Annotated in this window: 21 protein-coding genes; 7 read left to right on the top strand and 14 right to left on the bottom strand. The window is 63.5% G+C overall.

From position 1 onward, the window contains the following. Nucleotides 1-32: 32 nt before the first annotated feature. Nucleotides 33-1808, bottom strand: coding sequence for a glyoxylate carboligase (gcl, locus tag ACJA3S_RS17530; RefSeq protein WP_170031015.1), 1776 nt, complete (start codon nucleotides 1806-1808; stop codon nucleotides 33-35). A 256-nt stretch (nucleotides 1809-2064) separates the two neighbouring features. On the opposite strand from gcl, the gene ACJA3S_RS17525 reads away from it, so the two are divergent. Beyond that, nucleotides 2065-2505, top strand: coding sequence for a heme-binding protein (locus tag ACJA3S_RS17525; protein ID WP_170031013.1), 441 nt, complete (start codon nucleotides 2065-2067; stop codon nucleotides 2503-2505). A gap of 119 nt (nucleotides 2506-2624) precedes the next feature. On the opposite strand, the gene ACJA3S_RS17520 is transcribed toward ACJA3S_RS17525, so the two are convergent. Beyond that, nucleotides 2625-3236: a TetR/AcrR family transcriptional regulator gene (locus tag ACJA3S_RS17520; RefSeq protein WP_013973538.1), complete on the bottom strand. Its 612-nt coding sequence runs from the start codon at nucleotides 3234-3236 to the stop codon at nucleotides 2625-2627. A gap of 132 nt (nucleotides 3237-3368) precedes the next feature. Between ACJA3S_RS17520 and ACJA3S_RS17515 the strand changes: the two genes are divergently transcribed. Then, nucleotides 3369-4283: a DUF808 domain-containing protein gene (locus ACJA3S_RS17515; RefSeq protein ID WP_406819431.1), complete on the top strand. Its 915-nt coding sequence runs from the start codon at nucleotides 3369-3371 to the stop codon at nucleotides 4281-4283. A gap of 118 nt (nucleotides 4284-4401) precedes the next feature. On the opposite strand, the gene ACJA3S_RS17510 is transcribed toward ACJA3S_RS17515, so the two are convergent. The 7 genes from ACJA3S_RS17510 to puuE all read right to left on the bottom strand — a co-directional run bounded on the left by ACJA3S_RS17510 (nucleotide 4402) and on the right by puuE (nucleotide 11426). Beyond that, complete coding sequence (locus tag ACJA3S_RS17510; RefSeq protein ID WP_170031009.1) at nucleotides 4402-5184, bottom strand: outer membrane protein OmpK; 783 nt, start codon at nucleotides 5182-5184, stop codon at nucleotides 4402-4404. A 351-nt stretch (nucleotides 5185-5535) separates the two neighbouring features. Further along, nucleotides 5536-6321: an outer membrane protein OmpK gene (locus ACJA3S_RS17505; RefSeq protein ID WP_406819430.1), complete on the bottom strand. Its 786-nt coding sequence runs from the start codon at nucleotides 6319-6321 to the stop codon at nucleotides 5536-5538. A gap of 153 nt (nucleotides 6322-6474) precedes the next feature. Next, the gene (locus tag ACJA3S_RS17500) at nucleotides 6475-7827 is read right to left on the bottom strand and encodes a nucleobase:cation symporter-2 family protein (protein ID WP_406819429.1); all 1353 of its coding nucleotides are present in this window, start codon (nucleotides 7825-7827) and stop codon (nucleotides 6475-6477) included. A 209-nt stretch (nucleotides 7828-8036) separates the two neighbouring features. After that, a complete protein-coding gene (locus ACJA3S_RS17495; protein WP_170031003.1) occupies nucleotides 8037-9365 on the bottom strand; it encodes a urate hydroxylase PuuD in 1329 nt (442 codons plus the stop codon). Nucleotides 9366-9424: 59 nt separating this feature from the next. Continuing rightward, a complete protein-coding gene (locus ACJA3S_RS17490; protein ID WP_056801462.1) occupies nucleotides 9425-9928 on the bottom strand; it encodes an ureidoglycolate lyase in 504 nt (167 codons plus the stop codon). A gap of 56 nt (nucleotides 9929-9984) precedes the next feature. Then, nucleotides 9985-10500, bottom strand: coding sequence for a 2-oxo-4-hydroxy-4-carboxy-5-ureidoimidazoline decarboxylase (gene uraD, locus ACJA3S_RS17485; RefSeq protein WP_170031001.1), 516 nt, complete (start codon nucleotides 10498-10500; stop codon nucleotides 9985-9987). Continuing rightward, entirely contained in the window at nucleotides 10500-11426 is a 927-nt protein-coding gene (gene puuE / locus ACJA3S_RS17480) for an allantoinase PuuE (protein WP_170030999.1), read from the bottom strand. Before puuE ends, uraD begins: the two co-directional genes overlap by 1 nt. A gap of 408 nt (nucleotides 11427-11834) precedes the next feature. Here puuE and uraH point away from each other — a divergent pair, with 408 nt between their 5' ends. Next, nucleotides 11835-12188 carry a hydroxyisourate hydrolase gene (gene uraH, locus ACJA3S_RS17475; RefSeq protein ID WP_170030997.1) on the top strand — a complete coding sequence of 118 codons (354 nt, stop codon included), beginning with the start codon at nucleotides 11835-11837 and terminating at the stop codon, nucleotides 12186-12188. Between the two features lie 304 nt (nucleotides 12189-12492). Here the strand turns inward: uraH and ACJA3S_RS17470 are convergent, their stop codons facing one another. Continuing rightward, a complete protein-coding gene (locus tag ACJA3S_RS17470; RefSeq protein ID WP_170030995.1) occupies nucleotides 12493-13842 on the bottom strand; it encodes an NCS2 family permease in 1350 nt (449 codons plus the stop codon). A 284-nt stretch (nucleotides 13843-14126) separates the two neighbouring features. On the opposite strand from ACJA3S_RS17470, the gene ACJA3S_RS17465 reads away from it, so the two are divergent. Then, nucleotides 14127-14882: a GntR family transcriptional regulator gene (locus tag ACJA3S_RS17465; RefSeq protein WP_170030993.1), complete on the top strand. Its 756-nt coding sequence runs from the start codon at nucleotides 14127-14129 to the stop codon at nucleotides 14880-14882. A gap of 147 nt (nucleotides 14883-15029) precedes the next feature. Continuing rightward, complete coding sequence (gene aqpZ, locus ACJA3S_RS17460) at nucleotides 15030-15728, top strand: aquaporin Z (protein WP_406819428.1); 699 nt, start codon at nucleotides 15030-15032, stop codon at nucleotides 15726-15728. On the opposite strand, the gene guaD is transcribed toward aqpZ, so the two are convergent. The 4 genes from guaD to xdhA form a co-directional block, all read right to left on the bottom strand. Then, complete coding sequence (gene guaD, locus ACJA3S_RS17455) at nucleotides 15725-17029, bottom strand: guanine deaminase (protein WP_406819427.1); 1305 nt, start codon at nucleotides 17027-17029, stop codon at nucleotides 15725-15727. The two genes, aqpZ and guaD, sit on opposite strands and share 4 nt — an antisense overlap. 10 nt (nucleotides 17030-17039) lie before the next feature. Continuing rightward, nucleotides 17040-17885 carry a xanthine dehydrogenase accessory protein XdhC gene (gene xdhC / locus ACJA3S_RS17450; protein WP_406819426.1) on the bottom strand — a complete coding sequence of 282 codons (846 nt, stop codon included), beginning with the start codon at nucleotides 17883-17885 and terminating at the stop codon, nucleotides 17040-17042. Between the two features lie 170 nt (nucleotides 17886-18055). Then, complete coding sequence (gene xdhB / locus ACJA3S_RS17445; protein ID WP_406819425.1) at nucleotides 18056-20455, bottom strand: xanthine dehydrogenase molybdopterin binding subunit; 2400 nt, start codon at nucleotides 20453-20455, stop codon at nucleotides 18056-18058. Further along, entirely contained in the window at nucleotides 20448-21902 is a 1455-nt protein-coding gene (gene xdhA, locus ACJA3S_RS17440; RefSeq protein ID WP_406819424.1) for a xanthine dehydrogenase small subunit, read from the bottom strand. Before xdhA ends, xdhB begins: the two co-directional genes overlap by 8 nt. A 268-nt stretch (nucleotides 21903-22170) precedes the next feature. Between xdhA and ACJA3S_RS17435 the strand changes: the two genes are divergently transcribed. Then, nucleotides 22171-22830 carry a GntR family transcriptional regulator gene (locus ACJA3S_RS17435; RefSeq protein ID WP_170030983.1) on the top strand — a complete coding sequence of 220 codons (660 nt, stop codon included), beginning with the start codon at nucleotides 22171-22173 and terminating at the stop codon, nucleotides 22828-22830. A gap of 3 nt (nucleotides 22831-22833) precedes the next feature. Beyond that, a complete protein-coding gene (gene smc / locus ACJA3S_RS17430) occupies nucleotides 22834-26322 on the top strand; it encodes a chromosome segregation protein SMC (RefSeq protein WP_406819423.1) in 3489 nt (1162 codons plus the stop codon). Nucleotides 26323-26522 lie beyond the last annotated feature (200 nt).

Here is a 26522-nt window from a genome sequence, read left to right as displayed (position 1 = left end):
GCAACAGGGGCCGGCACGGGGGCGTCAGGCGATCAGTCGAGCAGCGAGATGGCGGTAGGCGCGTCGTTGCCGACCAGGGCCAGGTCTTCGAATTCGTTGACCGCGTTGATCTCGGTGCCCATGGAAATGTTGGTGACGCGCTCGAGAATCACCTCGACCACCACCGGCACGCGGAACTCTTCGGCCATCTTCTGTGCCTTGAGCAGGGCAGGGGCGATGTCTGCCGGCTCGAACACACGGATGGCCTTGCAGCCCAGGCCCTCGACCACGGCAACGTGGTCGACACCGTAGGTGGCGGCGTCGGTGGCGTTGATGTTCTCGAACGCCAGTTGTACACAGTAATCCATGTCGAAGCCACGCTGCGCCTGACGGATCAGGCCGAGGTAGGCGTTGTTCACCAGCACGTGCACGTACGGCAGGTTGAACTGCGCGCCCACCGCCAGTTCTTCGATCATGAACTGGAAGTCGTAGTCACCCGACAGCGCGACCACCTTGCGTTTCGGGTCGGCCTTGACCACGCCCAGGGCAGCAGGGATGGTCCAGCCCAGTGGGCCGGCCTGGCCGCAGTTGATCCAGTGGCGTGGCTTGTACACGTGCAGGAACTGCGCACCGGCGATCTGCGACAGGCCGATGGTGCTGACGTAGCAGGTGTCCTTGCCGAACACCTGGTTCATTTCTTCGTAGACGCGCTGCGGCTTGACCGGCACGTTGTCGAAGTGGGTCTTGCGCTGCAGGCTGGCCTTGCGCTGCTGGCAGTCCTCCAGCCAGGCCTTGCGGCACTTCAGCTTGCCGGCGGCCTTCCACTCGCGGGCCACTTCGAGGAACACGTCCAGCGCCTTGCCGGCGTCGGAAACGATACCCAGGTCGGGGGTGAACACACGGCCGATCTGGGTCGGTTCGATGTCGACGTGGATGAACTTGCGGCCTTCGGTGTAAACGTCGACCGAGCCGGTGTGGCGGTTGGCCCAACGGTTACCGATGCCGAACACCAGGTCGGATTTCAGCAGGGTGGCGTTGCCATAGCGGTGCGAGGTCTGCAGGCCGACCATGCCGACCATCTGCGCGTGGTCGTCAGGGATGGTGCCCCAGCCCATCAGGGTCGGGATGACCGGCACGCCGGTCAGTTCGGCGAACTCGACCAGCTTGTCGCTGGCGTCGGCGTTGATGATGCCGCCACCGGCAACCAGCAACGGGCGCTCGGCGTCATTGAGCAGGGCCAGGGCTTTTTCGGCCTGTACGCGGGTGGCGGACGGCTTGTGCACGGGCAGCGGTTCGTAGGCATCGATGTCGAATTCGATCTCGGCCATCTGCACGTCGAACGGCAGGTCGATCAGTACCGGGCCTGGGCGGCCGGTGCGCATTTCATAGAAGGCTTTCTGGAACGCATAAGGCACCTGGCCTGGCTCCAGAACGGTAGTGGCCCACTTGGTTACCGGCTTGACGATGTTGGTGATGTCGACTGCCTGGAAGTCTTCCTTGTGCAGGCGCGCACGCGGCGCCTGGCCGGTGATGCAGAGGATCGGGATGGAGTCGGCCGAGGCACTGTACAGGCCGGTGACCATGTCGGTGCCGGCCGGGCCGGAGGTACCGATGCACACGCCGATGTTGCCCGGGTTGGCGCGGGTATAACCCTCGGCCATGTGCGAGGCGCCTTCGACGTGGCGAGCGAGGACGTGATCGATGCCACCGACTTTCTTCAGGGCCGAGTACAACGGGTTGATGGCAGCCCCCGGGATGCCGAACGCGGTATCTACACCTTCACGGCGCATGACCAGAACGGCTGCATCGATTGCTCTCATTTTGCTCATGGTTTGTGCCTCATCGATTTTGTAATTGTATACAACTTGCTTTGCGCCAGAGTGTATTCATGGCTGGCCGCTCAGGTCAACGGGTTTTCGTCGGCAGTGGATGCTTTCGTTCGAGCGCCCAGGAAAACGGGCGTTTGCGCCATCGCATACGATCGTTTCAAAATATTGTATACAAAAAATCAACCCGTTGTGTTCTATTGGTCCTATTGTTTTCAACTGCCCTCAGGGCTTCTCACAACAAGAAGAGGACCTTTCCATGAACGCTTTGAACCTGAAAGTCGCGGTCAGCCTGGTGAATGCCGCGCTGGCGGCGGGCCGCAAGATCAATGCTGCACCGCTGACCGTGGCGGTGCTGGACGCCGGCGGCCACCTGCTGGCGCTGCAACGCGAAGACGGTGCCAGCCTGATCCGCCCACAGGTGGCCACTGGCAAGGCCTGGGGCGCGATTGCGCTGGGCAAGGGCTCGCGCTTGCTGGCGCTGGATGCGCAGCAACGGCCAGCGTTCTTTGCCGCGCTGAACGGCTTGGGTGAACGGCCGGTGGTGCCGGCGCCGGGTGGCGTGCTGGTGCGTGATCAGGACGGCAAGGTGCTGGGGGCGGTGGGGATCAGCGGCGATACCTCGGATATCGACGAGCAGTGTGCGATCAGTGCGATCGAGGAGGTGGGCTTGCGCGCGGATGCCGGGGTAGCAGCCTAGCGCTCTATTACCTGTTCTGGCCTTTTCGCGGGCGCGCCCGCTCCCACAGGGCTGCCATAGACTTCCGAACTGTGGTGGTCCTGTGGGAGCGGGCGTGCCCGCGAATGGCCTTTGGCGGCTCAGGCTACTTCGGGTTCACAACCCTTGAGCACCATGCGGATGATGGTTTCGGCCGCCGCGTCATAATCGCTGTCGGCCAGCTTGGCCTTGCCGGTCACCGCCGAAATCTGCCAGTCGAAATCGGCATAGGTCTGGGTCGCTGCCCAGATGCTGAACATCAGGTGATGCGCGTCGACGTGGGCGATCTGCCCGCGGTCGATCCAGCGCTGGATGCACTCGATGTTGTGCCGGGCCTGCTCGTTCAGCTGCGCCACCTGGTTCGGCGACAGGTGCGGGGCACCGTGCATGATCTCGCTGGCGAACACCTTGGACGCATGCGGCAGGTCGCGCGAAATGCGGATCTTCGAGCGAATGTAGGCACTCAGCACTTCTTTCGGGTCACCGTCGGCATTGAACGGGGTCGAAGCCTGCATGATCGGCGCGATGATGCTTTCCAGCACCTCGCGATAGAGGTTGTCCTTGGACTTGAAGTAGTAGTACACGTTCGGCTTGGGCAGGCCGGCCTTGGCCGCGATATCGCTGGTCTTGGTGGCGGCGAAGCCCTTGTCGGCGAATTCCTCGCTGGCCGCGCGCAGGATCAGTTCCTTGTTGCGCTCGCGAATGGTGCTCATGGTCAGGGATCTTCCTCGTGTCTGGCCACCTCTAAGAGGGATCGGGCATGGTAGCACCGGGCTCGACGGGGGCTCAAGGCAGCGGCTTTGCGCTAGAATCGGCAGCATTCATTCATGCGGAAGCAGACAAACATGGCAGGAAGCAGTCTACTGGTACTGATCGACGACATCGCCACGGTGCTCGATGACGTCTCGCTGATGACCAAGGTCGCGGCAAAAAAGACCGCAGGTGTGCTGGGCGATGACCTGGCGCTGAACGCCCAGCAGGTCACTGGCGTGCGCGCCGACCGCGAGCTGCCGGTGGTGTGGGCGGTGGCCAAGGGGTCGCTGCTGAACAAGGCCATCCTGGTACCGGCGGCGCTGTTGATCAGTGCGTTCATACCCTGGGCGGTGACCCCGCTGCTGATGCTGGGCGGGGCCTACCTGTGCTTCGAGGGTTTCGAAAAGCTGGCGCACAAGTTCCTGCACAGCAAGGCGGAGGACGAGGCCCAGCACGAGGCGCGCAAGGAGGCGTTGGCGGATGCCAATGTCGACCTGGTGGCGTACGAGAAGAGCAAGATCAAGGGCGCGGTGCGCACCGACTTCATCCTTTCCGCGGAAATCATCGCCATTACCCTGGGCATCGTTGCCGATTCGCCGTTGAGCCAACAGGTGATCGTGCTGGCGGGCATTGCGGTGGTCATGACCATCGGTGTGTACGGGCTGGTGGGCGGCATCGTCAAGCTCGATGACCTCGGGCTGTGGATGACGCGCAAGGCATCCCGCCTGGCCCAGGCAGTGGGTAACGGTATTTTGTGGGCCGCGCCGTACATGATGAAGAGCCTGTCGGTGATCGGTACTGCGGCGATGTTCCTGGTCGGCGGCGGGATCCTGGTGCATGGCATCGTGCCGCTGCATCACGCCATCGAGGCGTTCAGCGAGGGGCGTGGCGGGGCGTTGACCGTGGCGCTGCTGAATGGCGGCGTCGGGGTTGTGGCCGGTGCGGTGGTGCTGGCCCTGGTAAGCCTGGCAGGGAAGCTGTGGCGGGCGGTTCGGCCTGCCAATTGAGGTGCATGGCCGGGGCAAAGCCCCGGTTCACGGGTAAACCCGCTCCTGCAGGGTGCGCTGCGCCTGTGGGAACGGGGTTGGCAGCGAATGGGCCGCAACGCGGCCCCGAAGGTTCAACTCAGAAATGAACCTTGAGCAAGAAGCTCATGGTGTTCTGGTCAGTGGTAAAGGCATCGGAGTCCTTGATGCCGTACTTGTTCTTCCAGTAGTCGTATTCCACACCCACGTACAACTGCTTCTCACCCAGGTGCAAGGCCTTGCCCAGGTCGTACTTGATTTGCGGGTTGAAGTGCAGGTTGGCCTGGTAGGTGCCGCGACGGTTCTCGTCGTTGTCCACCACCCAGTCCATGAAGCCGTCGATCAGCAGGTCGGAAGAGCCGACCGGGATGGTGTACGACCACACCGGGGTAATCTGCCATACGTTGTCGCCAGCGCGGCTGCCATCGGTGGTGCGGTTGTAGAAGTTCAGCTGGAAGTAGTCGAAGCCGGGGATGGCCAGGTCGAAGCCGGGGCCGATCAGGTACGACTCGGTGTCACCCTCGCCGAACTCGTAGGTCATCGCCAGCAACACATCCTTGACCGGGCCGAACTCGAGCTTCTGATCGAAGATCTTGCCGAAGGACAGGCGCGGGCTGATCTCGCCATAGTAGGTGTTCGGGCCGTTGCCGGCGTCTTTCTGGCCCTGGTAGAAGATCTTGTCGACGAAGATGAAGTTGTCGCCGTACTTCCAGGCGTCGGCGTGCTCGAAGGTGAGCGTTTGCTGGATCGCCGGGTTGACCTTGAAGTTCTTGCCCCACAGGTAGGTCAGGCTGTTGTTCTGCCATTGCAGCAGGTCGCCGCCGAAGGTGGTGCCGCAGGCCAGCAGGCCGCCGGCGAGGATCAGGCTGTTGATGGTACGCATTGCGAGTTTCGCTCCCTTGATTGATCTGTTGTCAGCGCGTTATCGCGCTTTTTTTTGTCTTTCGAGTCAGTTTTTTTCGATAGGCCACAGCTGTTTGGCAAGGGTTGAGCCAACTTTCCCGGGCTGGCAAAACCTTCCTGCTCGACTTCGTTCTGAACGGATGAAAAGGGTCTTTCAGGCTGGCAACACGTTGGCCAACCGCCCGAATTCATTGACTGAGCGGTCAGTAAACGCAGGCAGAATCCGTTCTGCCCTGATCGAGGGGGCGCGCAGATTACTGGCTTGCGCGCCTTGCCTCAAGTGCTCCGTCCTGGAGCGTGACGGACCAAACTTGTGCGTTTGGTCAGTTTTTCAGAAGTGCACCTTGACCAGTGCACTGGTGACGCTCTGGTTGCTGTCGACGTTGCCTTGGCTGTCGATGCCGTACTTGTCCTTCCAGTAGCTGTACTCGATGCCCACGTACAGCTGCTTGGCGCCCAGGCCAAGGGCTTTGCCCAGGTCGTACTTGACCTGTGGGTTGAACTGCAGGTTGGCGTGGTAGGTCCCGCGACGGGTCTGGTCGTTGTCCACCACCCAGTCCATGTAACCGTCGATCAGAATGTCGGACTTGCCCACGGGCACGGTGTAGGACCAGGCTGGGGTGATCTGCCAGACGTTGTCACCGGGGCGGCTGCCTTCGGTGTTACGCAGGTAGAAATTCAGGGTGAAATAGTTGAAGCCGGGGATGGCCAGGTCGAAGCCGGGGCCGATCAGGTAGGCCTCGTTGTCGCCCTCGCCGCGCTCGTAGGTCATGGCGACCAGCACATCCTTGATCGGGCCCAGTTCGAACTTGTGGCCGCTGATCTTGCCCAGCGACAGGCGCGGGCTGAACTCGCCGTAGTAGCTGGTGACGCCTTTGCCGGGGTCGGCCTTGCCGTTGTAGAAGATCTTGTCGACGAACATGAAGGTGTCGCCGTACTTCCATTTGTTGGCGTGCTCGAAGGTGATCGTCTGCTGGATGCGGGGGTTGACCTTGAAGTCCTTGCCATACAGGTAGGTCAGGCTTTCGCCGTGCCACTGCAGCCATTCCCCGGCGTGGGCGGGGAGGGTGGCCAGCAGGCTGCTGCCCAGCAAGAGGGACGAGGTGATGCGTTTCATGTTGTGGTTCCCGGACTTATTGTTTTTGTTGGGTTTTTTTGGCGCGCAGGCGCCCCGGGCGGCCCATTCCGGCGGGCCGACGGTACAGCGTTTACGACGAGGTCGAGGCAGGGGCGGCAGTGCGCCGCCCCCTGTTGCTCCAGGCGGGTTGCTTCAGTGCTGATGGCAGGCGTTGTGCGCCGCGCGATCGGCACCGCCGAGGATGTTGAACAGCACGTTCAGCACCAGCGCACTGACCGTGGCCATGGCGATGCCACTGTGGGTGATGGGTTCCATCCACTGCGGCATCTGGGCAAAGAACTCCGGGCGTACCACAGGGATCAGCCCGAAGCCGACGCTCACCGCAACCAGCAACTGGTTGCGGCGGTCGCCAATGTCCGCCTCCTGCAGAATCTTGATCCCGGTGGCGGTAACCATGCCGAACATGGCGATGGAGGCGCCGCCCAGCACCGCAGGCGGGATCGAGGCAATCAGGAAGGCCGCCTTGGGCAGCAAGCTGAGCAGGATCAACAGCGCGCCGGCCACCACGGTGACATAGCGGCAGCGTACCCCGGTCATCTGCACCAGGCCGATGTTCTGGGCGAACGAGGAGTGGGTGAAGGTGTTGAAGAAACCGGCGACGAAGGAGGCCCCGGCGTCGCACAACAGGCCGCGACGCAGCATGCCTGGGGTCACTTCACGGCCAGTCACCTTGCCCAGCGCCAGGAACATGCCGGTGGACTCGACGAAGATGATCACCACCACCAGGCACATGGACAGGATCGGTGCCAGGCTGAAGGTCGGCATGCCGAAGTGCAGGGGGGTGACCACTTGCAGCCAGGGTGCCTGGCTCAGGCCCGACAGGTCGACCATGCCGATGGCGCCGGCCAGGATATAGCCCAGGCCCATGCCTACCAGCACCGACACATTGACCCAGAACCCACGCATGAAGCGATTGATCAGCAGGATCACCGCCAGCACCAGGCCGGCCACCAGCAGGTAGATCGGTGAACCGAAGGTGCCAGCCTGCTGGCCGCCGCCGGCCCAGTTGACCGCCACCGGGAACAGCGACAGGCCGATCGAGGTGATCACCGTGCCGGTGACCAGGGGGGGGAAGAACCGTACGACCTTGGACATGAACGGCGCGATCAGCATGCCGAAGAACCCGGCGGCGATGGTCGCGCCGAAGATCCCCTGCAGGCCCACGCCGGGCATGCCGGCCATGGCCACCATGCTGCCGACGGCAGCGAAACTGGCCCCCATCATCACCGGCATGCGGATGCCCACCGGGCCGATACCGAATGACTGGATGATGGTGGCGACACCTGCTACCAGCAGGTCGGCGTTGATCAGGAAAGCGACTTCTTCACGGGACAGCCCGGCGGCCTGGCCAATGATCAGCGGCACGGCGATCGCGCCACCGTACATCAGCAGGACATGTTGCAGGCCAACCAGGATCAGCTGGAACAGGGGCAAGGGCTCTCGCGGCGGCGCAACAGGGATATACGCCTTGCGTGACTCGGACATGCAGCACCTCGAGTTTTGTTTTTATTCTCGGATCCAAGCGCCGGCACCAGGCGGCAGGCTCACGCGGTGGAGAGCCTGGGGTTACCGCCTGGGGCTGACGCTCGATGCTTGCTTGTTGCATCAATCTTCGGGTTCGAGGCCGGATGTGCCGGCCTCTTCGCGGGTAAACCCGCTCCCACAGGAAGCGGTGTTGCCCCGACAGGGGTGTTTCAGTTGACCGGCGCGCCCTTGGCGATCCAGTCACCGACGAGCTTGCGCTCTTCGGTGGTCATCTGGGTGATGTTGCCCAGCGGCATGATCTGGCTGGCGACCGCTTGCGCCTGGATGCGCGCGGCCTGGGCCTGGATCTGCTGCGGGGTGTCGAACATCACGCCGGCAGGCGCGCTGCTGAACAGTGGGCTGGTCGGCTTGGACGAGTGGCACACGGTGCAGCGTTCCTGGATGACATTGTGGATCTTGTCGAAGCTCTCGCCGCCCGCCTGGGCCGTGGCCTGGGCTGGGGCTTCGGCGGGCGCGGCAGGTGCAGCGGCAGCCTTGGCGGCGTCCTCGGCACGTTGCTCGGCAGCGGTCTTGCCACCGACCGCGGTCGCCGGCAGCGGCTGGTACTCGATCTTCGCTGCGGCCTGCTCAGGGCTGGTGGGCATCGGCTTGGGGCCGGTCACGTAGGCCAGGCAGATCATCGCCAGGGCACCGACCGGCAGGGTCCAGGCGTACTTGTTGCTGTCATGGCGGGTGTTGAAGTAGTGGCGGATGAGTACCGCGGCTACGGCAATACCGGCCAGGATCAGCCAGTTGTACTGGCTACCGTAGGTGCTCGGGAAGTGGTTGCTGATCATGATGAACAGCACCGGCAGGGTGAAGTAGTTGTTGTGGCGCGAGCGCAGCAGGCCCTTGGCCGGCAGAACCGGGTCGGGCGTCTGGTTGTTCTCGATCGCCGCCACCAACTGGCGCTGGGCCGGCATGATGATGCGGAACACGTTGCCGACCATGATGGTGCCGATGATCGCGCCAGTGTGCAGGTACGCACCACGGCCGCTGAACACCAGGCTGAAGCCCCAGCAGGCGGCGATGATCAGCACGAACAGCACGGCACCGAGCAGCGCTGGCTTCTTGCCCAGGGGCGAGTCGCACAGGAAGTCGTAGATGAACCAGCCGGCGATCAGCGAGCCGATACCGATGGCCACGCCTTCGGCACCGCTCAAGGTGCTGCCAGGGGCCAGCAGGTACAGCGTCGGGTTCCAGTAGAACACCACGCACAGCAGGGCGATACCGGACATCCAGGTGAAGTAGGCTTCCCATTTGAACCAGTGCAGGTTCTCGGGCATTTTCGGTGGTGCGAGCTTGTATTTCTCCAGGTGGTAGATACCACCGCCGTGAATTGCCCAGAGATCACCCGACAACCCATCGCGCGGGTTGCTTCGGTTCAGGTGGTTCTCCAGCCAGACGAAGTAGAACGATGCACCGATCCAGGCTACGCCGGTGATCATGTGAACCCAGCGAATGCTCAGGTTCAGCCATTCGTGAAGGTGTGCTTCCACAGTATGTACCTCTTGCCGGTCACCCGCTCAGGCTGGGCCGTTGCATGACCGACCTTTTCTTATTGGTGGGGATTGAGGATCAGCATCTGTTCCTCGGTGAAGTAATGCTCGTCGCAGTTGTTGCCAGAACCGCTGCGATCAACCACCAGGAAGTCATCCCGCTTTTCGATCGTCAGCACCGGGTGGTGCCAGACGCCGCGATGGTAATTAACGCCCTGCCTGCCATTACTGCGGAAGGCCCGGACCAAGCCTGATACAGGTGCATCGCCAACCGGCGCGACCACGATCAGAAAGGGGTTGCCGAGCAGCGGGATGAAAGCCTGGCTGCCCAGCGGATGGCGTTCCAGCATGCGCACGGTCAGCGGCATGTCCAGCGCGTCGGCGCGGAAGATGCTGATGATCGCCTTGTCTTCAGGCTCGGCGGTTTCCACCGTGGCGAGCTTGTGGAAGCGCATGGTCGAGCCGTTGTTGATCATGAAGTGGTCGCTGCCATCGGTTTCGATCACGTCTCCGAAGGGGGCGAAGGCTTCTTTGCTCAGGGGCTCGATCATCAGGGTGCGCATGCGGATATCTCTTCTATGTTCGTTGTTCTGGTTCAGGTCAAGGGTTGCCGCGCCGGTTACAGCTGCAGCAGGCGGAACAGCGCGATCAGGTTGATCTGCGCCAGGGCTTCCTTGAATTCGGCATCGGCGTCGTTGTGGATGCGCTTTTCGAAAGCGGCGAGGATCTGGTGCCGGTTGCTGCCTTTTACCGCCATGATGAACGGGAACTGGAATTTGGCCTTGTAGGCGTCGTTCAGCTCGGTGAAACGGGCGAATTCTTCCGCGGTGCACTGGTGGATACCGGCGCCGGCCTGCTCGTTGGTGCTCGACTCGGTCAGTTCGCCCTGGATAGCCGCCTTGCCAGCCAGGTCCGGGTGCGCGTTGATCAGCGCCAGCTGCTCGGCGTGGCTGGCGCTGAGCAGGATGTCGCTCATGCGCTGGTGCAGCGCCTCGATCTCGTCCAGTTCAGCCAACTGGCCCAGGTCGTAGGCTTTTTCCGCAACCCAGGGCGAGTGCTCGTAGATGTCGGCGAAGGCCTTGACGAAGGCTTCACGGTCCAGGGCGGATGGCTTGAGGGTCTTGAAGGCGGTCATCAGGCGTTCTCTTTCTGGTACGGGTGGGTGGTGTGCCAGTGGCGGGCGATGTCCACGCGACGGGCGAACCAGACCTGGTCATGGCTTTTGGCGTAGTCGACGAAGCGCTTCAGCGCGGCCAGGCGCGCCGGGCGCCCGACCAGGCGGCAATGCAGGCCGATCGACAGCATTTTCGGTGCTTCGGCACCTTCGGCGTACAGCACATCGAAGGCATCCTTGAGGTACTGGAAGAACTGCTCGCCGCAGTTGAAGCCTTGTACCTGGGTGAAGCGCATGTCGTTGGTGTCGAGGGTGTAGGGGATCACCAGGTGCGGCTTGCCGGTGGGGTTGTTCGGCTCCCAGTAGGGCAGGTCGTCGTCATAGGTGTCACTGTCGTAGAGGAAGCCACCTTCCTCCATCACCAGGCGACGGGTGTTCGGGCCGGTGCGGCCGGTGTACCAGCCCAGCGGGCGTTCGCCGGTGATTTCGGTAAGGATGCGGATGGCTTCGAGCATGTGCTCGCGCTCCTGGGCCTCGTCCATGTACTGGTAGTCGATCCAACGGTAGCCGTGGCTGCAGATCTCATGGCCGGCTTCGACCATGGCACGGATCACGTCGGGGTGGCGCTGGGCGGCCATGGCCACGGCGAAGATGGTCAGCGGTACGCCGCTGTCCTTGAACAGTTTCAGCAGGCGCCACACGCCGGCGCGGCTGCCGTACTCGTAGAGCGATTCCATGCTCATGTTGCGCACGCCCTGCAGCGGCTGGGCGGCGACCATTTCAGAGAGGAACGCTTCGGATTCCTTGTCCCCGTGCAGAATGTTGCGTTCGCCGCCTTCCTCGTAGTTGAGGACGAAAGACAGCGCGATGCGAGCGTTGCCCGGCCATTGCGGGTGAGGAGGGTTGTTGCCGTAACCGATCAGGTCGCGAGGATAGTCAGCGCTCACTGCAGTCTTCCTTCTTGTGCGTTTGTGCGGGGGTGGGCGGGCCGCGTCGGGATGTCGCACCACCGGATGGGCTGATTGTATACAACTTCTGAAATCTTTTGTAAGCCTGTTTTTCCGCATTTCTTCCCTTTTGTCGCTTGGCAGCGGCCCGGAATTTCATTGCAAGAAACCTGCCTGATTGGTCAGCTTGGGACGTTGTCGTCGGCTCGGAGCCTGAGTTGCCCGTGTATTTGCCAACAAAAGGGAGCGGCTGGGCGGGAAACGCCCGGTGAAGCGGATTGGTTCAAAAAATTGTGTACAATCTTTCGTTCAAATGTCTTAATGGTGTCCTTCCCGCGCATCGATGGCCTTTGCCGTGATGCTGGCCGTGTATTTTTTGCCCACAGATTGAACAAGAGGCGACAAGCAATGGGACGTTTGACCACACACGTACTGGATGCCGCGCATGGCTGCCCGGGCAGCTCGATCAAGGTCGAGCTGTACCGTGTCGAAGGCCAGCAGCTGGAGCTGGTGAACACTGCCCTGACCAACAGCGATGGCCGCGTCGACGCGCCGCTGCTGCAGGGTGACGACTACCGCACCGGTGTCTACCAACTGCAGTTCAGTGCTGGCGATTACTACCGCGCCCGCGGCGTGCAGCTGCCGGCCCAGGCGTTCCTGGATGTTGTCGTGCTGCGTTTTGGCATTGACCAGCAGCAAGAGCACTATCACGTGCCACTGCTGATCTCGCCGTACAGCTATTCGACCTATCGTGGAAGCTAGTTGGTCGCTAGAAGAATCTTCGTAGGTCCTTGGCCCGCTCTCACACTGGCGGGCTTTTTTTCGTCTGCTGTTTGTCACCGGCCAGCCAGCCGCCATCCGATCGCTAGCGCGGGCCCCGGTAGGAGCGGCCTTGTGTCGCGAAAGGGCTGCGCAGCAGCCCCAGGGTTGCAGCGCAGATGCACAAATTGCCGGGGCTGCTGCGCAGCCCTTTCGCGACACAAGGCCGCTCCTACAAAAGCCAGCAGATTGATGCCGGCCAAATGAAGAAAGGGCGCCGAAGCGCCCTTGGTTGCTGCAGCTGGGGTCAGAGGAACACGAACTTGGCAATGAAGATCGCGCACAGCACCCACAGGCTGGCGGAGATTTCCTTGTACTTGCCGGTACCCGCCTTCAGCGCCACGTAGCTGATGAAGCCCAGGGCGATACCATCGGCGACGGAGAAGGTCAGCGGCATCATGATCACCGTGACGATCGCCGGAATGCTGTCGGTAGCTTCGTCCCAATGGATGTGGGCCATGCTGCCCATCATCAGCATCGCCACGTAGATCAGCGCACCGGCAGTCGCGTAGGCGGGAATCATCCCGGCCAGTGGCGCGAAGAACATCGCGGCAATGAACAGCACGCCGACCACCACCGCCGTCAGCCCGGTGCGGCCACCTGCGGCGACGCCGGCAGCACTCTCCACGTAACTGGTCACCGGCGGCACACCGACCACGGCACCGAACACGCTCGAAGCACTGTCGGCCTTCAACGCCCGCGACAGGTTTTCGATGCGCCCGTCCGGCGCCACCAGGTTGGCCCGCTGCGCCACGCCCATCAGGGTGCCGGCCGTGTCGAACATGTGCACGAAAAGGAACGCCAGCACCACGCTGATCATGCTGACGTTGAACACCCCGGCCACATCCATGGCCATCCAGGTCGGGGCCAGGCTCGGCGGCATCGACATCACCCCGCCAAACTTGACCAGGCCCAGGCCCCAGCCCGCCAGGGTGACGCCGATGATGCTGATCAGGATCGCGCCGAACACCCGCTTGTAGCTGAGGATGGCGATCAGCAGGAAGCACAGCGCCGCCAGCAGCGGCCCTGGCTCGTGCAGCGAGCCCAGCTTGATCAGGGTGGCGGGGCTGTCGACGATGATGCCTGCCGTCTTCAGGCCGATCAGCCCGAGAAACAATCCGACGCCGGCCCCCATGGCATGGCGCAGGCTGACCGGGATGCTGTTGAGCAACCATTCGCGCACTTTCGACAAGGTCAGGAACATGAACAGCACGCCCGAGACGAACACCGCCCCGAGTGCCGTTTCCCAGTTGTAGCCCATGGTGCCGACCACGGTGTAGGTGAAGAAGGCGTTGAGGCCCATGCCGGGCGCCAGCCCCACCGGCCAGTTGGCATACAGGCCCATCAGCAGGCAGCCCAGTGCGGCGGCGATGCAGGTGGCGACGAAGGCGGCGCCGTGGTCGATGCCAGCGTCGGCCATGATATTGGGGTTGACGAAGATGATGTAGGCCATGGTGATGAAGGTGGTCACCCCGGCGATCAGTTCGGTCCTGACGGTACTGCCGTGTTGCTTGAGTTTGAAAATCCGCTCCAGCCAGCTCGTTTCGAGCGGTGGGGCGAGATCCAGCGTAGGGGCTTCGGATTTGCGGCTTTCCACAGCAGGTACTCCTCAAGTCTTTCTTGTTGTTCTTGGGCCCGGTTCCTGCGCAATGCACTTGGCGGCCCCGCGAGGGAAGGCAGACGTCTGACCGCTTTTTATTGACTTGCAGGTCAAGAAGTTGCTCGGTGGATTATGCTTTTGTGTACAAAGAATGCAAATAATGTTTTATGTTTTGTGTGCGCACTGTGGCGTACAACGGCTATATAGGTAAAAGGCCACCTGCAGAATCGGCTCAGCCTGTGTACAATGGCGCCATACTTTCCTTCGTGCCTCGAGAGCCCATGAACGAACAGCTGCAACCTCTGAAGAAACCTGCGCGCAACGGCAAGGCCGGCCGCAGTGGTACCCAGGACGACATCGTCTACGCGCACATCTTCGAGGCGATCCTCGAGCAGCGTCTGGCTCCGGGCACCAAGTTGAGCGAGGAAGCGCTGGGCGAGATCTTCGGCGTCAGCCGCACCATCATCCGCCGTGCCTTGTCGCGCCTGGCCCACGAAAGCGTGGTGCTGCTACGGCCGAACCGTGGCGCCGTGGTGGCCAGCCCCACGGTGGAAGAAGCCCGTCAGGTATTCTTCTCGCGGCGCATGGTCGAGCGGGCCATCACCGAGCTGGCGGTGCAGCACGCCACGCCAGAGCAGCTCAACGAACTGCGGCAGATGGTGCGCGACGAGCGCGACAGCTTTTCCCGCGGTGACCGGGGCGCCGGCATCCGCCTGTCCGGCGAGTTCCACCTCAAGCTGGCAGAGGCTGCCGGTAACGCGCCGCTGGTCAGCTTCCAGCGCAGCCTGGTGTCGCAGACCTCGCTGATCATTGCCCAGTACGAAAGCGGCAACCGCTCGCACTGCTCGTATGACGAGCACATGCAACTGATCGATGCCATCGAGGCGCGTGATGCCGAGCAGGCCGTGAGCCTGATGATGCACCACATGGACCACATCGACAGCAAGCTGAACCTGGACGAGGAAAGCGCCTCGGACGACCTGCATGCGGTGTTTTCGCACCTGCTGAAAAAGCCCAAGGCAGCCGCCAAGGGTTGATCGTTTGCCAGGAATCGAAGGGGCCGCCATGCGGCCCTTTTTCTTGCTGGCCTTTGGCCGTACACCTGATAGATTTACTAGTTGCAAACCCCTTTTCAATGTGGTTGGGCTTGCGCATTTTGCGTTCAACTACTTGAGGAGAGGTCCATGACTACGTCTCTGGGTGTGCGCATGGGTGCCGAGCTGGTTGGCACCTTCTGGCTGGTGCTTGGTGGCTGTGGCAGTGCGGTGCTCGCAGCCAGTTCCCCCATTGGCATTGGTGTTCTCGGTGTCGCTTTCGCCTTTGGTCTCACCGTGCTGACCATGGCTTTCGCCATTGGCCATATCTCTGGCTGTCATCTCAACCCCGCGGTGTCGTTCGGACTGGTGGTGGGCGGGCGCTTTCCGGCCAAGGAGCTGCTGCCCTACGTGATCGCCCAGGTGACCGGTGCGATTCTGGCGGCAGCGGTGATCTATTTCATCGCCAGTGGCAAGGCAGGTTTTGAACTGTCATCAGGCCTGGCCTCCAATGGCTACGCCGAGCACTCGCCCGGCGGCTACTCGCTGGGGGCAGGCTTCGTCAGTGAGGTAGTGATGACGGCGATGTTCCTGGTGGTGATCATGGGCGCCACCGACGTGCGCGCGCCGGCAGGCTTTGCGCCGATCGCCATCGGCATGGCCCTGACGCTGATTCACTTGATCTCGATCCCGGTGACCAATACCTCGGTCAACCCCGCGCGTAGCACGGGGCCGGCCTTGTTTGTCGGTGGCTGGGCGCTGCAACAGCTGTGGCTGTTCTGGATAGCGCCGCTGATCGGTGCTGCAATCGGCGGCTCGCTATACCGAGGCTTGTCAAAAGAACCTTAACGCTGGTGCACGCAACGCCCGGCGGCGTAGGTTTCGCGCACGGTGCGATCGTCGCCCAGGGTAGTGAGCACGAACAGCGTCTCTTCAATGCTGTTGGACTGCTGGATACGGTAGTCCAGCAGCGGCGTGGCCTTGTAGTCCAGCACCACGAAGTCGGCATCGTTACCCGGGCGCAGGCTGCCGATGCGGTCGTCCAGGCGCAGCGCCCGGGCGCCGCCGAGGGTGGCCAGGTACAGCGACTTGTACGGGTGCAGGCGCGCGCCCTGCAGCTGCATCACCTTGTACGCTTCGTTGAGGGTGTTGAGCAGCGAGAAGCTGGTGCCGGCACCGACGTCGGTGCCCAGGCCCACGTTGACCTTGAAGCGCTCGGCCTGCGGCAGGTTGAACAGGCCGCTGCCGAGGAACAGGTTGGAGGTGGGGCAGAAGGCCACGGCCGAGCCGGTTTCCGCCAGGCGCTGGCATTCCTCGTCGCACAGGTGCACGCCATGGGCGAACACCGAGCGCTCGCCCAGCAGCTCGAAGTGGTCGTACACGTCGAGGTAGCCCTTCTGCTCGGGGAACAGCGACTTGACCCAATCGATTTCCTTGAGGTTTTCCGACAGGTGCGTGTGCATGTACACGCCCGGGTGCTCCTTGAGCAACTGGCCGGCCAGGGTCAGCTGTTGCGGGGTGCTGGTCGGGGCGAAACGCGGGGTGACGGCATAGTGCAGGCGGCCCTTGCCATGCCAGCGCTCGATCAGCGCCTTGCTTTCGGCGTAGCCGGACTCGGCGGTATCGGTCAGGTAGTCCGGCGCGTTGCGGTCCATCATCACCTTGCCGGCGATCAGGCGCAGGTCGAGGCGCTCGGCCTCTTCGAACAGGGCATTGACCGATTGCGGGTGCACGCTGCCGAACACCAGCGCAGTGGTCGTGCCGTTGCGCAGCAGTTCCTTGAGGAAGATCTTCGCGACCTGGTCGGCGTGATCCTTGTCGGCAAACTGCTTTTCGCAAGGGAAGGTGTAGGTATTCAGCCAGTCCAGCAGCTGTTCGCCGTAGGAACCGATCATGCCGGTCTGCGGGAAGTGGATATGGGTGTCGATGAAGCCTGGGGTGATCAGCGCGTCCTGGTAGTGCTCGACCGGGATGTCGGCATCCAGGCTCGGCAGCAGTTCGCTGGCATGGCCAACGGCGCGGATGCGGCCATCGTCGACCACCAGCAGGCCGTCCTCGAAGTACTCATGGGAGGCCTCCATGCCCACCTCGGCCGGGTCGGCGATGCTGTGCAGGATGGCGGCACGGTAGGCTTTGCGGGTAACGGTCATAACACACTCGTCAATGGGCTTGGCTGCGCCGGGAGGGCGGCAGCAACTGGGCAATGGGGCCGGCATTGGCCGCAGCGTCGTGCTGGCCGAAGCAGGCGTTGTAGGTGGCGATGATCTCGGCGGCGATGGACACGGCGATCTCGATGGGCAGCTTGCCCTTGACCTCGGCCAGGCCCATCGGGCAACGCATGCGTGCCAGCACGGCCTCGTCGTAGCCGCGCTCGCGCAGGCGGTGTTCGAACTTGACCCGCTTGGTCTTCGAGCCGATCAGGCCGAACCAGGTGAAGTCGTTGCGCTTGAGGATGGCGGCGCTCAGCTCCAGGTCGAGCTGGTGGTTGTGGGTCATGACGATGCAGTAGCAGCCCGCTGGCAGGCTGGCGACTTCGTCGACCGGTTCCTCGCTGACCACCTTGGTTACCCCGTCGGGCACCAGGGCCGGGAATTCCTGCTCGCGCGAATCGATCCAGCGCACCCGGCAGGGCAGCGCGGCGAGCAAGGGTACCAGAGCGCGGCCGACATGGCCCGCGCCGAACACGGCGATTTGCGCCTGCACGGCGGCCATCGGCTCGAACAGCAGCACGGTGATGCCGCCGCAGCATTGGCCCAGGCTGGCGCCGAGGCTGAAGCGCTCCAGGTGCGGGGTGCTGCGCTGCTCCTCGAGCATCTGCCGGGCGATGTGCAGCGCCTTGTATTCCAGGTGGCCACCGCCGATGGTGTCGAACAGGCCGGTGGCGCTGACGACCATTTTCGAGCCAGCGTTGCGCGGGGTCGAGCCGCGCTCCTCGATGATGGTGACCAGCACGCAGGCTTCACCACGGGACTGGTGGTCGGCGAGGGCGTTGATCCATTGGTGCATGATGCAGATCCTCTCCAGGGCAACGCGGTCCGCTTTGTGTAGGAGCGGCCTTGTGTCGCGAAAGGGCTGCGCAGCAGCCCCAGAAAGCCATGTTGCTGTTCGAATTTTGGGGCCGCTGCGCGGCCCTTTCGCGACACAAGGCCGCTCCTACAAAAAGCGCGCCGGCGGCGTTACTGCGGGACGCTTTCCAGTTGCGGCTCGGCAGGTTGCGCTGCAGCCGCCGCCTTGCGCATCTGCTCGCAACCCCACAACACCCGCTCCGGCGTTGCCGGTGCATCGATGGCGGGCTGCACGCGGTAGTCGGCGATGCTGGCCACGGCGTCCTTGATCGCGCACCAGGCGGCGATGCCGAGCATGAACGGTGGTTCGCCCACGGCCTTGGAGTGGAACACGGTGTCTTCCGGGTTCTTGCGGTTTTCCACCAGCTTCACCCGCAGGTCCAGCGGCATGTCGGCCACGGCGGGGATCTTGTAGCTGGCCGGGCCGTTGGTCACCAGCTTGCCCTTGGCGTTCCACACCAGTTCTTCGCTGGTCAGCCAGCCCATGCCCTGAATGAAGCCGCCTTCCACCTGGCCAATGTCGATGGCCGGGTTCAACGAAGCGCCCACGTCGTGCAGGATGTCGGCGCGCAGCATCTTGTACTCGCCGGTCAGGGTGTCGAGGATCACCTCCACGCAGGCGGCGCCGAAGGCGAAGTAGTAGAACGGCCGGCCGCGCGCCTGGTTGCGGTCGTAGTAGATCTTCGGTGTGCGGTAGAAGCCAGTGCTGGACAGCGACACCTGGGCGAAGTAGGCCTGCTGCACCAGTTGCTCGAAGCTGACGATCTGGTCGCGCACGCGCACATGGCCGTTACGGAACTCGACGTCTTCCTCGGTTACCTGGTAGTGCCGCGCGGCGAACTCGGTCAGGCGCTGCTTGAGGATCTCGGCGGCATTCTGCGCCGCCTTGCCGTTCAGGTCGGCGCCACTGGAGGCGGCGGTCGGCGAGGTGTTGGGCACCTTGTCGGTGTTGGTGGCGGTGATCTGGATGCGGCTGAAATCGACCTGGAACACCTGCGCCACCACCTGGGCCACCTTGGTGTTCAGGCCCTGGCCCATCTCGGTGCCGCCGTGGTTGAGGTGGATGCTGCCGTCGGTGTAGATGTGGATCAGCGCACCGGCCTGGTTGAGGAAGGTGGCGGTGAACGAGATGCCGAACTTCACCGGGGTCAGCGCCAGGCCTTTTTTCAGCACCGGGCTGTTGGCATTGAAGCGGCGGATCGATTCGCGGCGCTCGGCATAGTCGCTGCTGGCTTCCAGTTCGGCGGTCATTTCCTCGAGCATGTTGTGCTCGACGGTCTGGTAGTAGTGGGTGACGTTGCGCTCGCGCTTGCCGTAGTAGTTGGCCTTGCGCACCGCCAGCGGGTCGCGGCCCAGGTGCCGGGCGATGTGGTCCATCACCTGCTCGATGGCGACCATCCCCTGCGGGCCGCCAAAGCCGCGGTAGGCGGTGTTGGAGGCGGTGTTGGTCTTGCAGCGGTGGCCGTGCACGGTGGCATCGCCCAGGTAGTAGGCGTTGTCGGAGTGGAACATGGCGCGGTCGACGATCGAGCCGGACAGGTCGGGTGAGTAGCCGCAGTTGCCGGCCAGGTCGAGGTTGATGCCATGCAGGCGGCCGTCGTCATCGAAGCCCACGTCGTACTCGACATAGAAGGGGTGGCGCTTGCCGGTCATGGTCATGTCCTCGACCCTTGGCAGGCGCATCTTGGTCGGTTGCCCGGTCAGGCGCGCAATGACGGCGCACAGGCACGCCGGGCTGGCGGCCTGGGTTTCCTTGCCGCCAAAACCGCCACCCATGCGGCGCATGTCCAGCACCACCTTGTTCATCGGCACGTCGAGCACTTCGGCGACCAGCTTCTGCACTTCGGTAGGGTTCTGCGTGGAGCAGTAGACGATCATGCCGCCATCTTCGGTGGGCATTACCGAGGAGATCTGCGTTTCCAGGTAGAAGTGCTCCTGGCCACCGATGTGCAGGGTGTCCTGGAGGCGGTGCGGGGCGGTGGCCAGGGCGGCAGCGGCGTCGCCACGCTGGTGGGTGTGGCTGTCGAGCACGAAGTGCTTCTTGCGCAGTGCTTCGACCACATCCAGCACTGGCTCCAGGTCTTCGTACTCGACGATCGCGGCCATCGCCGCACGGCGTGCGGTGTCGAGATCGCGCGCGGCCACGGCGAGCACCGGCTGGCCGAAGTACTCGACCTTGTCGATGGCCAGCAACGGGTCGCCGGCCACTACCGGGCCGATGTCCTTGAGGCCGGGGATGTCTTCGTGGGTGATGGCGATGCGCACACCTTCGAAGGCATAGCAGGGCGTGGTGTCGATACGCAGGATGCGCGCATGGGCGCGATCGGAGGTGCGCGCGTAGACGTGCAACTGGTTGGGGAATTCCAGGCGGTCATCGATGTACACCGCCTCGCCGGACACATGCTTGTCGGCGCTGTCATGCTTGACGCTGCGGCCAACCCCGGTGGTCAGGTCCTGGCTGAACAGTGCGGCCATCTCGGCCTGGCTCTTGGCTACGTGATGGTTAGACATAAGCGGTCACCCGGGTTTCGATGTGCGGCGTTTGCTGTTCGATGAAGTACTTGCGCAGCAGGTTCTGCGCGGTCAGCAGGCGGTATTCCTTGCTGGCGCGGAAGTCGCTGAGCGGGGTGAAGTCTTCGGCCAGGGCCTGGCACGCGCGCTCGACGGTGGCCTGGTTCCACGGCTTGCCGCGCAACGCTGCCTCGCAGGCGCGGGCACGCTTGGGGATGGCCGCCATGCCGCCGAACGCGATGCGCACGCCGCTGACCACACCGTCTTCGATGCTCAGGTTGAAGGCCCCGCACACCGCAGAGATGTCATCGTCCAGGCGCTTGGAAACCTTGTAGGCGCGGAACGCCCAGTCGCGGGTGGCGCGTGGCACGATGATCTTCTCGATGAACTCGCTGTCCTGGCGGGCAGTGATGCGGTAGTCGATGAAATAGTCTTCCAGCGCCATCACCCGCTGGCGCTCGCCCTGGCGCAGGACGATCTGCGCGTCCAGGGCAATCAGCAAGGGTGGCGAGTCGCCGATCGGCGAAGCGTTGCCGATGTTGCCGCCCAGGGTGCCCTGGTTGCGGATCTGCAGCGAGGCGAAGCGGTGCAGCAGGGCGCCGAAGTCGGGGTACTCTTCGTTCAGTGCGCCGTAGCAGTCGGTGAGTGGGGTGGCCGCGCCGATTTCCAGGTGACTGGCGGTCTTCTCGATGCGCTTGAGTTCGGCCACGTGGCCGACGTAGATCATCACCGGCAAGGTCTTGTGGAACTGGGTGACTTCCAGGGCCAGGTCGGTACCGCCGGCCAGCAGCCGCGCCTCGGGGTGCGAGCTGTACAGGTCGGCCAGGTCGGCCACGGTCAGCGGCACCAGGCAGCGTTTGTCGCCGCTGTTCAACTCGCCAGTCTGGGTCGGGGCAATCGCCTTGAGGCGGCTCATGGTCTGGGCCTGCTGGGCATCGAACTGGTCGCGGCACGGTTGCCGGCAGCTCTGCTCGGCGGCTTCCAGGATCGGCCGGTAGCCGGTGCAGCGGCACAGGTTGCCGGCCAGGGCTTCCTGGGCCTGGTGCAGGTCGGGGCCGTTGCTGTTCTTCTGCAGGGCGAACAGCGACATGACGAAGCCGGGAGTGCAGAAGCCGCACTGCGAACCATGGCAATCGGCCATGGCCTGTTGCACGCTGTGCAGTTGCCCTTGGTGCTTGAGCCCTTCGACGCTGATCAGTTGCTTGCCATGCAGCGACGATACGAACGTCAGGCATGAGTTGAGGCTGCGGTAGCGCAGGCTGTCGTTGCCCTGGTCGTCCTGGGTCAGTTCACCGACCACCACGGTGCAGGCGCCGCAGTCACCACTGGCGCAGCCCTCCTTGGTGCCAGGTTTGCCCAGGTGCTCGCGCAGGTATTGCAGCACCGTCATGTTCGGGTCCAGGGCATGCTCACTACGCAGCTCCTGGTTGACGAGAAACTGGATCACGGGGATGGCCTCGCAATGGTTTTATTGTTGTTGGGCGGACTCTAAGCAAGAGCTGTCCTGCTGGTCAATAATTTTCTGACTCAAAGGTCAGGAAATTGTGCGCGTCGCTGCCCAACGGTTCACATTGCCCATATGCCAAGCATAGATCGCGCCGGGCGCGAGGTTGCCTGGCGGGTCAAATAAACCACCTGGCCCCTCTGCGCGATTACCGGGCAAGTGCGCTACAATCCGCTGCTTGTGCCCAGTTCACTGATTTTGAAGGACAACCATGACGTTCAAGGCCCCGGACAGCCTCTCCGAGCAGATTGCCGATTACCTGGCCGAACGCATCATCCGCGGCGAACTGGCGCCAGGCGAGCGTATCCAGGAGCTGAAGGTCACCCAGGCGCTCAACGTCAGCCGTGGCTCGGTGCGCGAAGCGCTGCTGATCCTCGAACGCCGTCACCTGGTCGCGATCCTGCCGCGCCGTGGTGCCCACGTGACCGAACTGGACGAGCGCGGGGTCCGCAGCCTGTGTGCGCTGATGAGCGAGTTCTACATCCTGCTGGGCAATGCGGTCGCGCAAAAATGGCGCACCGATGCTGACCTGCGCCCGTTCCTGGACATCCAGCAGCGCCTGCAACGTGCCCATCAGCAGCTCGATATCAAGGCCTTCGTCGCCGACAGTTTCGCAGTCATGCGCGCGGCCTATCCATTCGCCGACAACCCGTTCCTGCAGGAAACCGTGGAAAACCTGCAGCCGGCCATGAGCCGCGCCTACTACCTGGCACTGGATCAGCGCCAGGCCAGCATGAGCGATTACCTCGACCTGTTCGCCCGCCTGCTCGACGCCGTGGTCGCCCGTGACCTGCCGCGCATTCGCGAGGTGCTGACCGCCTACTGCCAGCGCAGCTGCGAACTGGTGCTGGCGGCGCTGGCCAGAGGCTGACCGATGCGCCTGAAGTGCATTCGCCTGGCCGGGTTCAAGTCGTTCGTCGACCCGACCACGGTCAATTTCCCCAGCAACATGGCGGCCGTGGTCGGCCCCAACGGCTGTGGCAAGTCCAACATCATCGATGCCGTGCGCTGGGTGATGGGCGAGAGCTCCGCGAAGAACCTGCGCGGCGAGTCGATGACCGACGTCATCTTCAACGGCTCCAGTGGCCGCAAGCCGGTCAGCCAGGCCAGCATCGAACTGGTGTTCGACAACAGCGAAACCACCCTGGTCGGCGAGTATGCCGCCTACGCCGAGATCTCGATCCGCCGCAAGGTCACCCGTGACGGGCAGAACAGCTATTACCTCAATGGCACCAAGTGCCGGCGCCGCGACATCACCGACATCTTCCTCGGTACCGGCCTGGGGCCGCGCAGTTACTCGATCATCGAACAGGGCATGATCTCCAAGCTGATCGAGGCCAAGCCCGAGGAACTGCGCAACTTCATCGAGGAAGCGGCCGGGATTTCCAAATACAAGGAACGCCGCCGCGAAACCGAGAACCGCATCCGCCGCACCCAGGAGAACCTGGCGCGCCTGACCGACCTGCGCGAAGAGCTGGAACGCCAGCTGGAGCGCTTGCACCGGCAGGCCCAGGCCGCCGAGAAGTACCGCGAATACAAGGCCCAGGAACGCCAGCTGAAGGCCCGCCTGTCGGCCTTGCGCTGGCGCGACCTGGACGCCCGCGTGCGCCAGCGCGAGGCGGTGATCGGCGACCAGGACGTGTCCCATGAAGCGTTGGTCGCCGAGCAGCGCAACGCCGATGCCAGCATCGAGCGCCTGCGCGATAGCCATCACGAATTGTCCGAGCGCTTCAACCAGGTGCAGGGCCGCTTCTATTCGGTGGCAGGGGATATCGCCCGGGTCGAGCAGAGCATCCAGCACGGCCAGCAGCGCCTGCGCCAGTTGCAGGACGACTTCAAGGAAGCCGAGCGCACGCGCCTGGAGACCGAATCGCACCTGGGCCACGACCGCACCCTGCTGGCGACCCTGGGCGAAGAGCTGGCCATGCTCGAGCCCGAGCAGGAAATGACCTTGGCCGCTGCCGAAGAAGCCGCCGCCGCCCTTGAAGAGGCCGAACTGGGCATGCACGGCTGGCAGGAGCAGTGGGACAGCTTCAACAGCCGCTCCGCCGAGCCGCGCCGCCAGGCCGAAGTGCAGCAGGCGCGCCTGGTGCAGCTGGAGGCCAGCCTGGAGCGCTTGGCCGAACGCCAGCGCAAGCAGGGCGAGGAGCGCGAGCAGTTGGGCAGCGACCCGCAGGACGCCGCCATGCTGGAATTGTCCGAGCAGTTGGCCAGCAGCGAAATGTTGCTCGAAGAGCTGCAGTTGTCCGAAGAGCAGGTGGTCGAGCGCCTGGAAGGCCTGCGCCAGCAACTGCACCAGGCCACCCAGGCCCAGCAGCAGGCGCAGGGCGACCTGCAGCGCCTGGGTGGCCGCCTGGCGTCACTCGAAGCCTTGCAGCAGGCGGCGCTGGAGCCGGGCGCGGGGGCGGCCGACTGGTTGTACGGCCAAGGCCTTGAACAGCAACCGCGCCTGGCTGAAGGGCTGCGCGTGGAGCCGGGCTGGGAGCTGGCCGTGGAAACGGTGCTTGGCGCCGACTTGCAGGCGGTGCTGGTGGACGATTTCAACCGCCTCGATTTTGCCGGCCTGGAGCAGGGCGAGTTGCGTCTGCTGCTGGCCAGTGGCACCAGTGCTTCGCTGCCCGGCAGCTTGCTGGAAAAGGTCTCCGGCGGTATCGACCTGGCGCCCTGGCTGGGCCAGGTGCGGCCCGTCGAAGACCTGGCACAAGCGCTGGCGCAGCGCGCCTCGCTCGGTGAAGGCCAGAGCCTGGTCAGCCGCGATGGCTATTGGGTAGGCCGGCATTTCCTGCGCATACGCCGTGGTGGTGAGGCCGAAGGCGGGGTGCTGGCGCGCGGCCAGGAAATCGAACGCCTCGGCCACGAGCAGGCGCAGCAGGAAGCGGCGCTCGAGCAGCTGGAGCAGCAGTTGCAGGCCCTGCGCGAGCAACAGCTGGGCCTGGAGGAGCAGCGTGAACAGCTGCGCCGCCGCACCCAGGAAGAAAACCGCCTGCACGGTGAGCTGAACGCCAGCCTGTCGGCCGGCCGTGCGCGCGCCGAGCAGGTCGAGCTGCGTCGCCGGCGCCTGCAGGAAGAACTGGCCGAGCTGGAAGAGCAGCGCGCCCTCGAGCACGAACAACTGGGCGAAGCACGCCTGTTGCTGCAGGAAGCCTTGGAGTTGATGGCCCAGGACACCGAGCAGCGCGAGCAGTTGATGGCCCGCCGCGACACCCTGCGCGAAAACCTCGACCGCGTGCGCCAGGAGGCCCGCCAGCACAAGGACCACGCCCACCAGCTGGCCGTGCGCCTGGGCTCGCTGCGCGCCCAGCACGATTCCACCCGGCAGGCCCTGGAGCGCCTGGAGCAGCAGGCGGCGCGCCTGACCGAGCGCCAGGAGCAATTGAGCCTGAACCTGGAAGAAGGCGCGGCGCCGCTGGAGGAGCTGCGCCTGAAGCTCGAAGCGCTGCTGGAGCAGCGCATGGGCGTCGATGAGGAAATGCGCCTGGCCCGCCTGCACATGGACGAAGCGGACCGTGAGCTGCGCGATGCGGAGAAGCGCCGCACCCAGGCCGAGCAGCAAGCGCAGCTGCTGCGTGGCCAGCTGGAGCAGTTGCGCCTGGAGTGCCAGGGCCTGGACGTGCGGCGCAAGACCCTGCAGGAACAGTTGCTGGCCGATGGTTACGACCTGCAAGGCGTGCTCGCCACCCTCGAGGCCGACGCCACCGAGCAAGGCACTGAACAGGAGCTGGAGCAGCTCGATGCGCGAATCCAGCGCCTGGGGGCGATCAACCTGGCGGCCATCGAAGAGTACCAGCAGCAGTCCGAGCGCAAGCGCTACCTGGATGCCCAGGACGCCGACCTGGTCGAGGCGCTGGAGACCCTGGAAAACGTCATCCGCAAGATCGACAAGGAAACCCGCAACCGCTTCAAGGATACCTTTGATCAGATAAATGCCGGATTACAGGCACTTTTCCCAAAAGTTTTCGGTGGTGGCAGCGCTTATCTGGAACTGACGGGCGAAGATCTACTCGATACAGGGGTAACGATCATGGCGCGACCACCGGGCAAGAAGAACAGCACCATCCATCTGCTGTCCGGCGGCGAAAAGGCACTGACCGCACTGGCGCTGGTGTTTGCCATCTTCAAGTTGAACCCCGCACCGTTCTGCATGCTCGACGAGGTCGATGCGCCGCTGGACGATGCCAACGTCGGGCGTTATGCCCGCCTAGTCAAGGAAATGAGTGAAAGCGTGCAGTTCATCTACATCACCCATAACAAGATCGCGATGGAGATGGCCGACCAGCTGATGGGCGTGACCATGCATGAACCGGGCTGTTCACGGCTGGTCGCGGTGGATGTGGAGGAGGCCATGGCCATGGTCGATGCCTGACAGGCAGCGCTGGGGCATATTCTGAAGCGAAATGCCCCCGCCATGTGCGACAGACGGTGTAAAGTTGTCTTTGGTCGTGCTAGCTTAATGTCACTCGTTTTTTGCGTGGGTAAAAACGCCTGTCAGAACATAGAGTTGGCGCCACGTGTTAAAGGGCTTTGAACCCTTTGTTTTCAAGCATATTTTTATAGAGGCACGGG

The sequence above is a fragment of the Pseudomonas sp. KnCO4 genome (genome assembly GCF_045344305.1).
Classification (GTDB): Bacteria; Pseudomonadota; Gammaproteobacteria; order Pseudomonadales; family Pseudomonadaceae; genus Aquipseudomonas; species Aquipseudomonas anuradhapurensis.
Note: the sequence above shows the minus strand (reverse complement) of the source record. Positions and strands in the feature narration are given on the sequence as shown.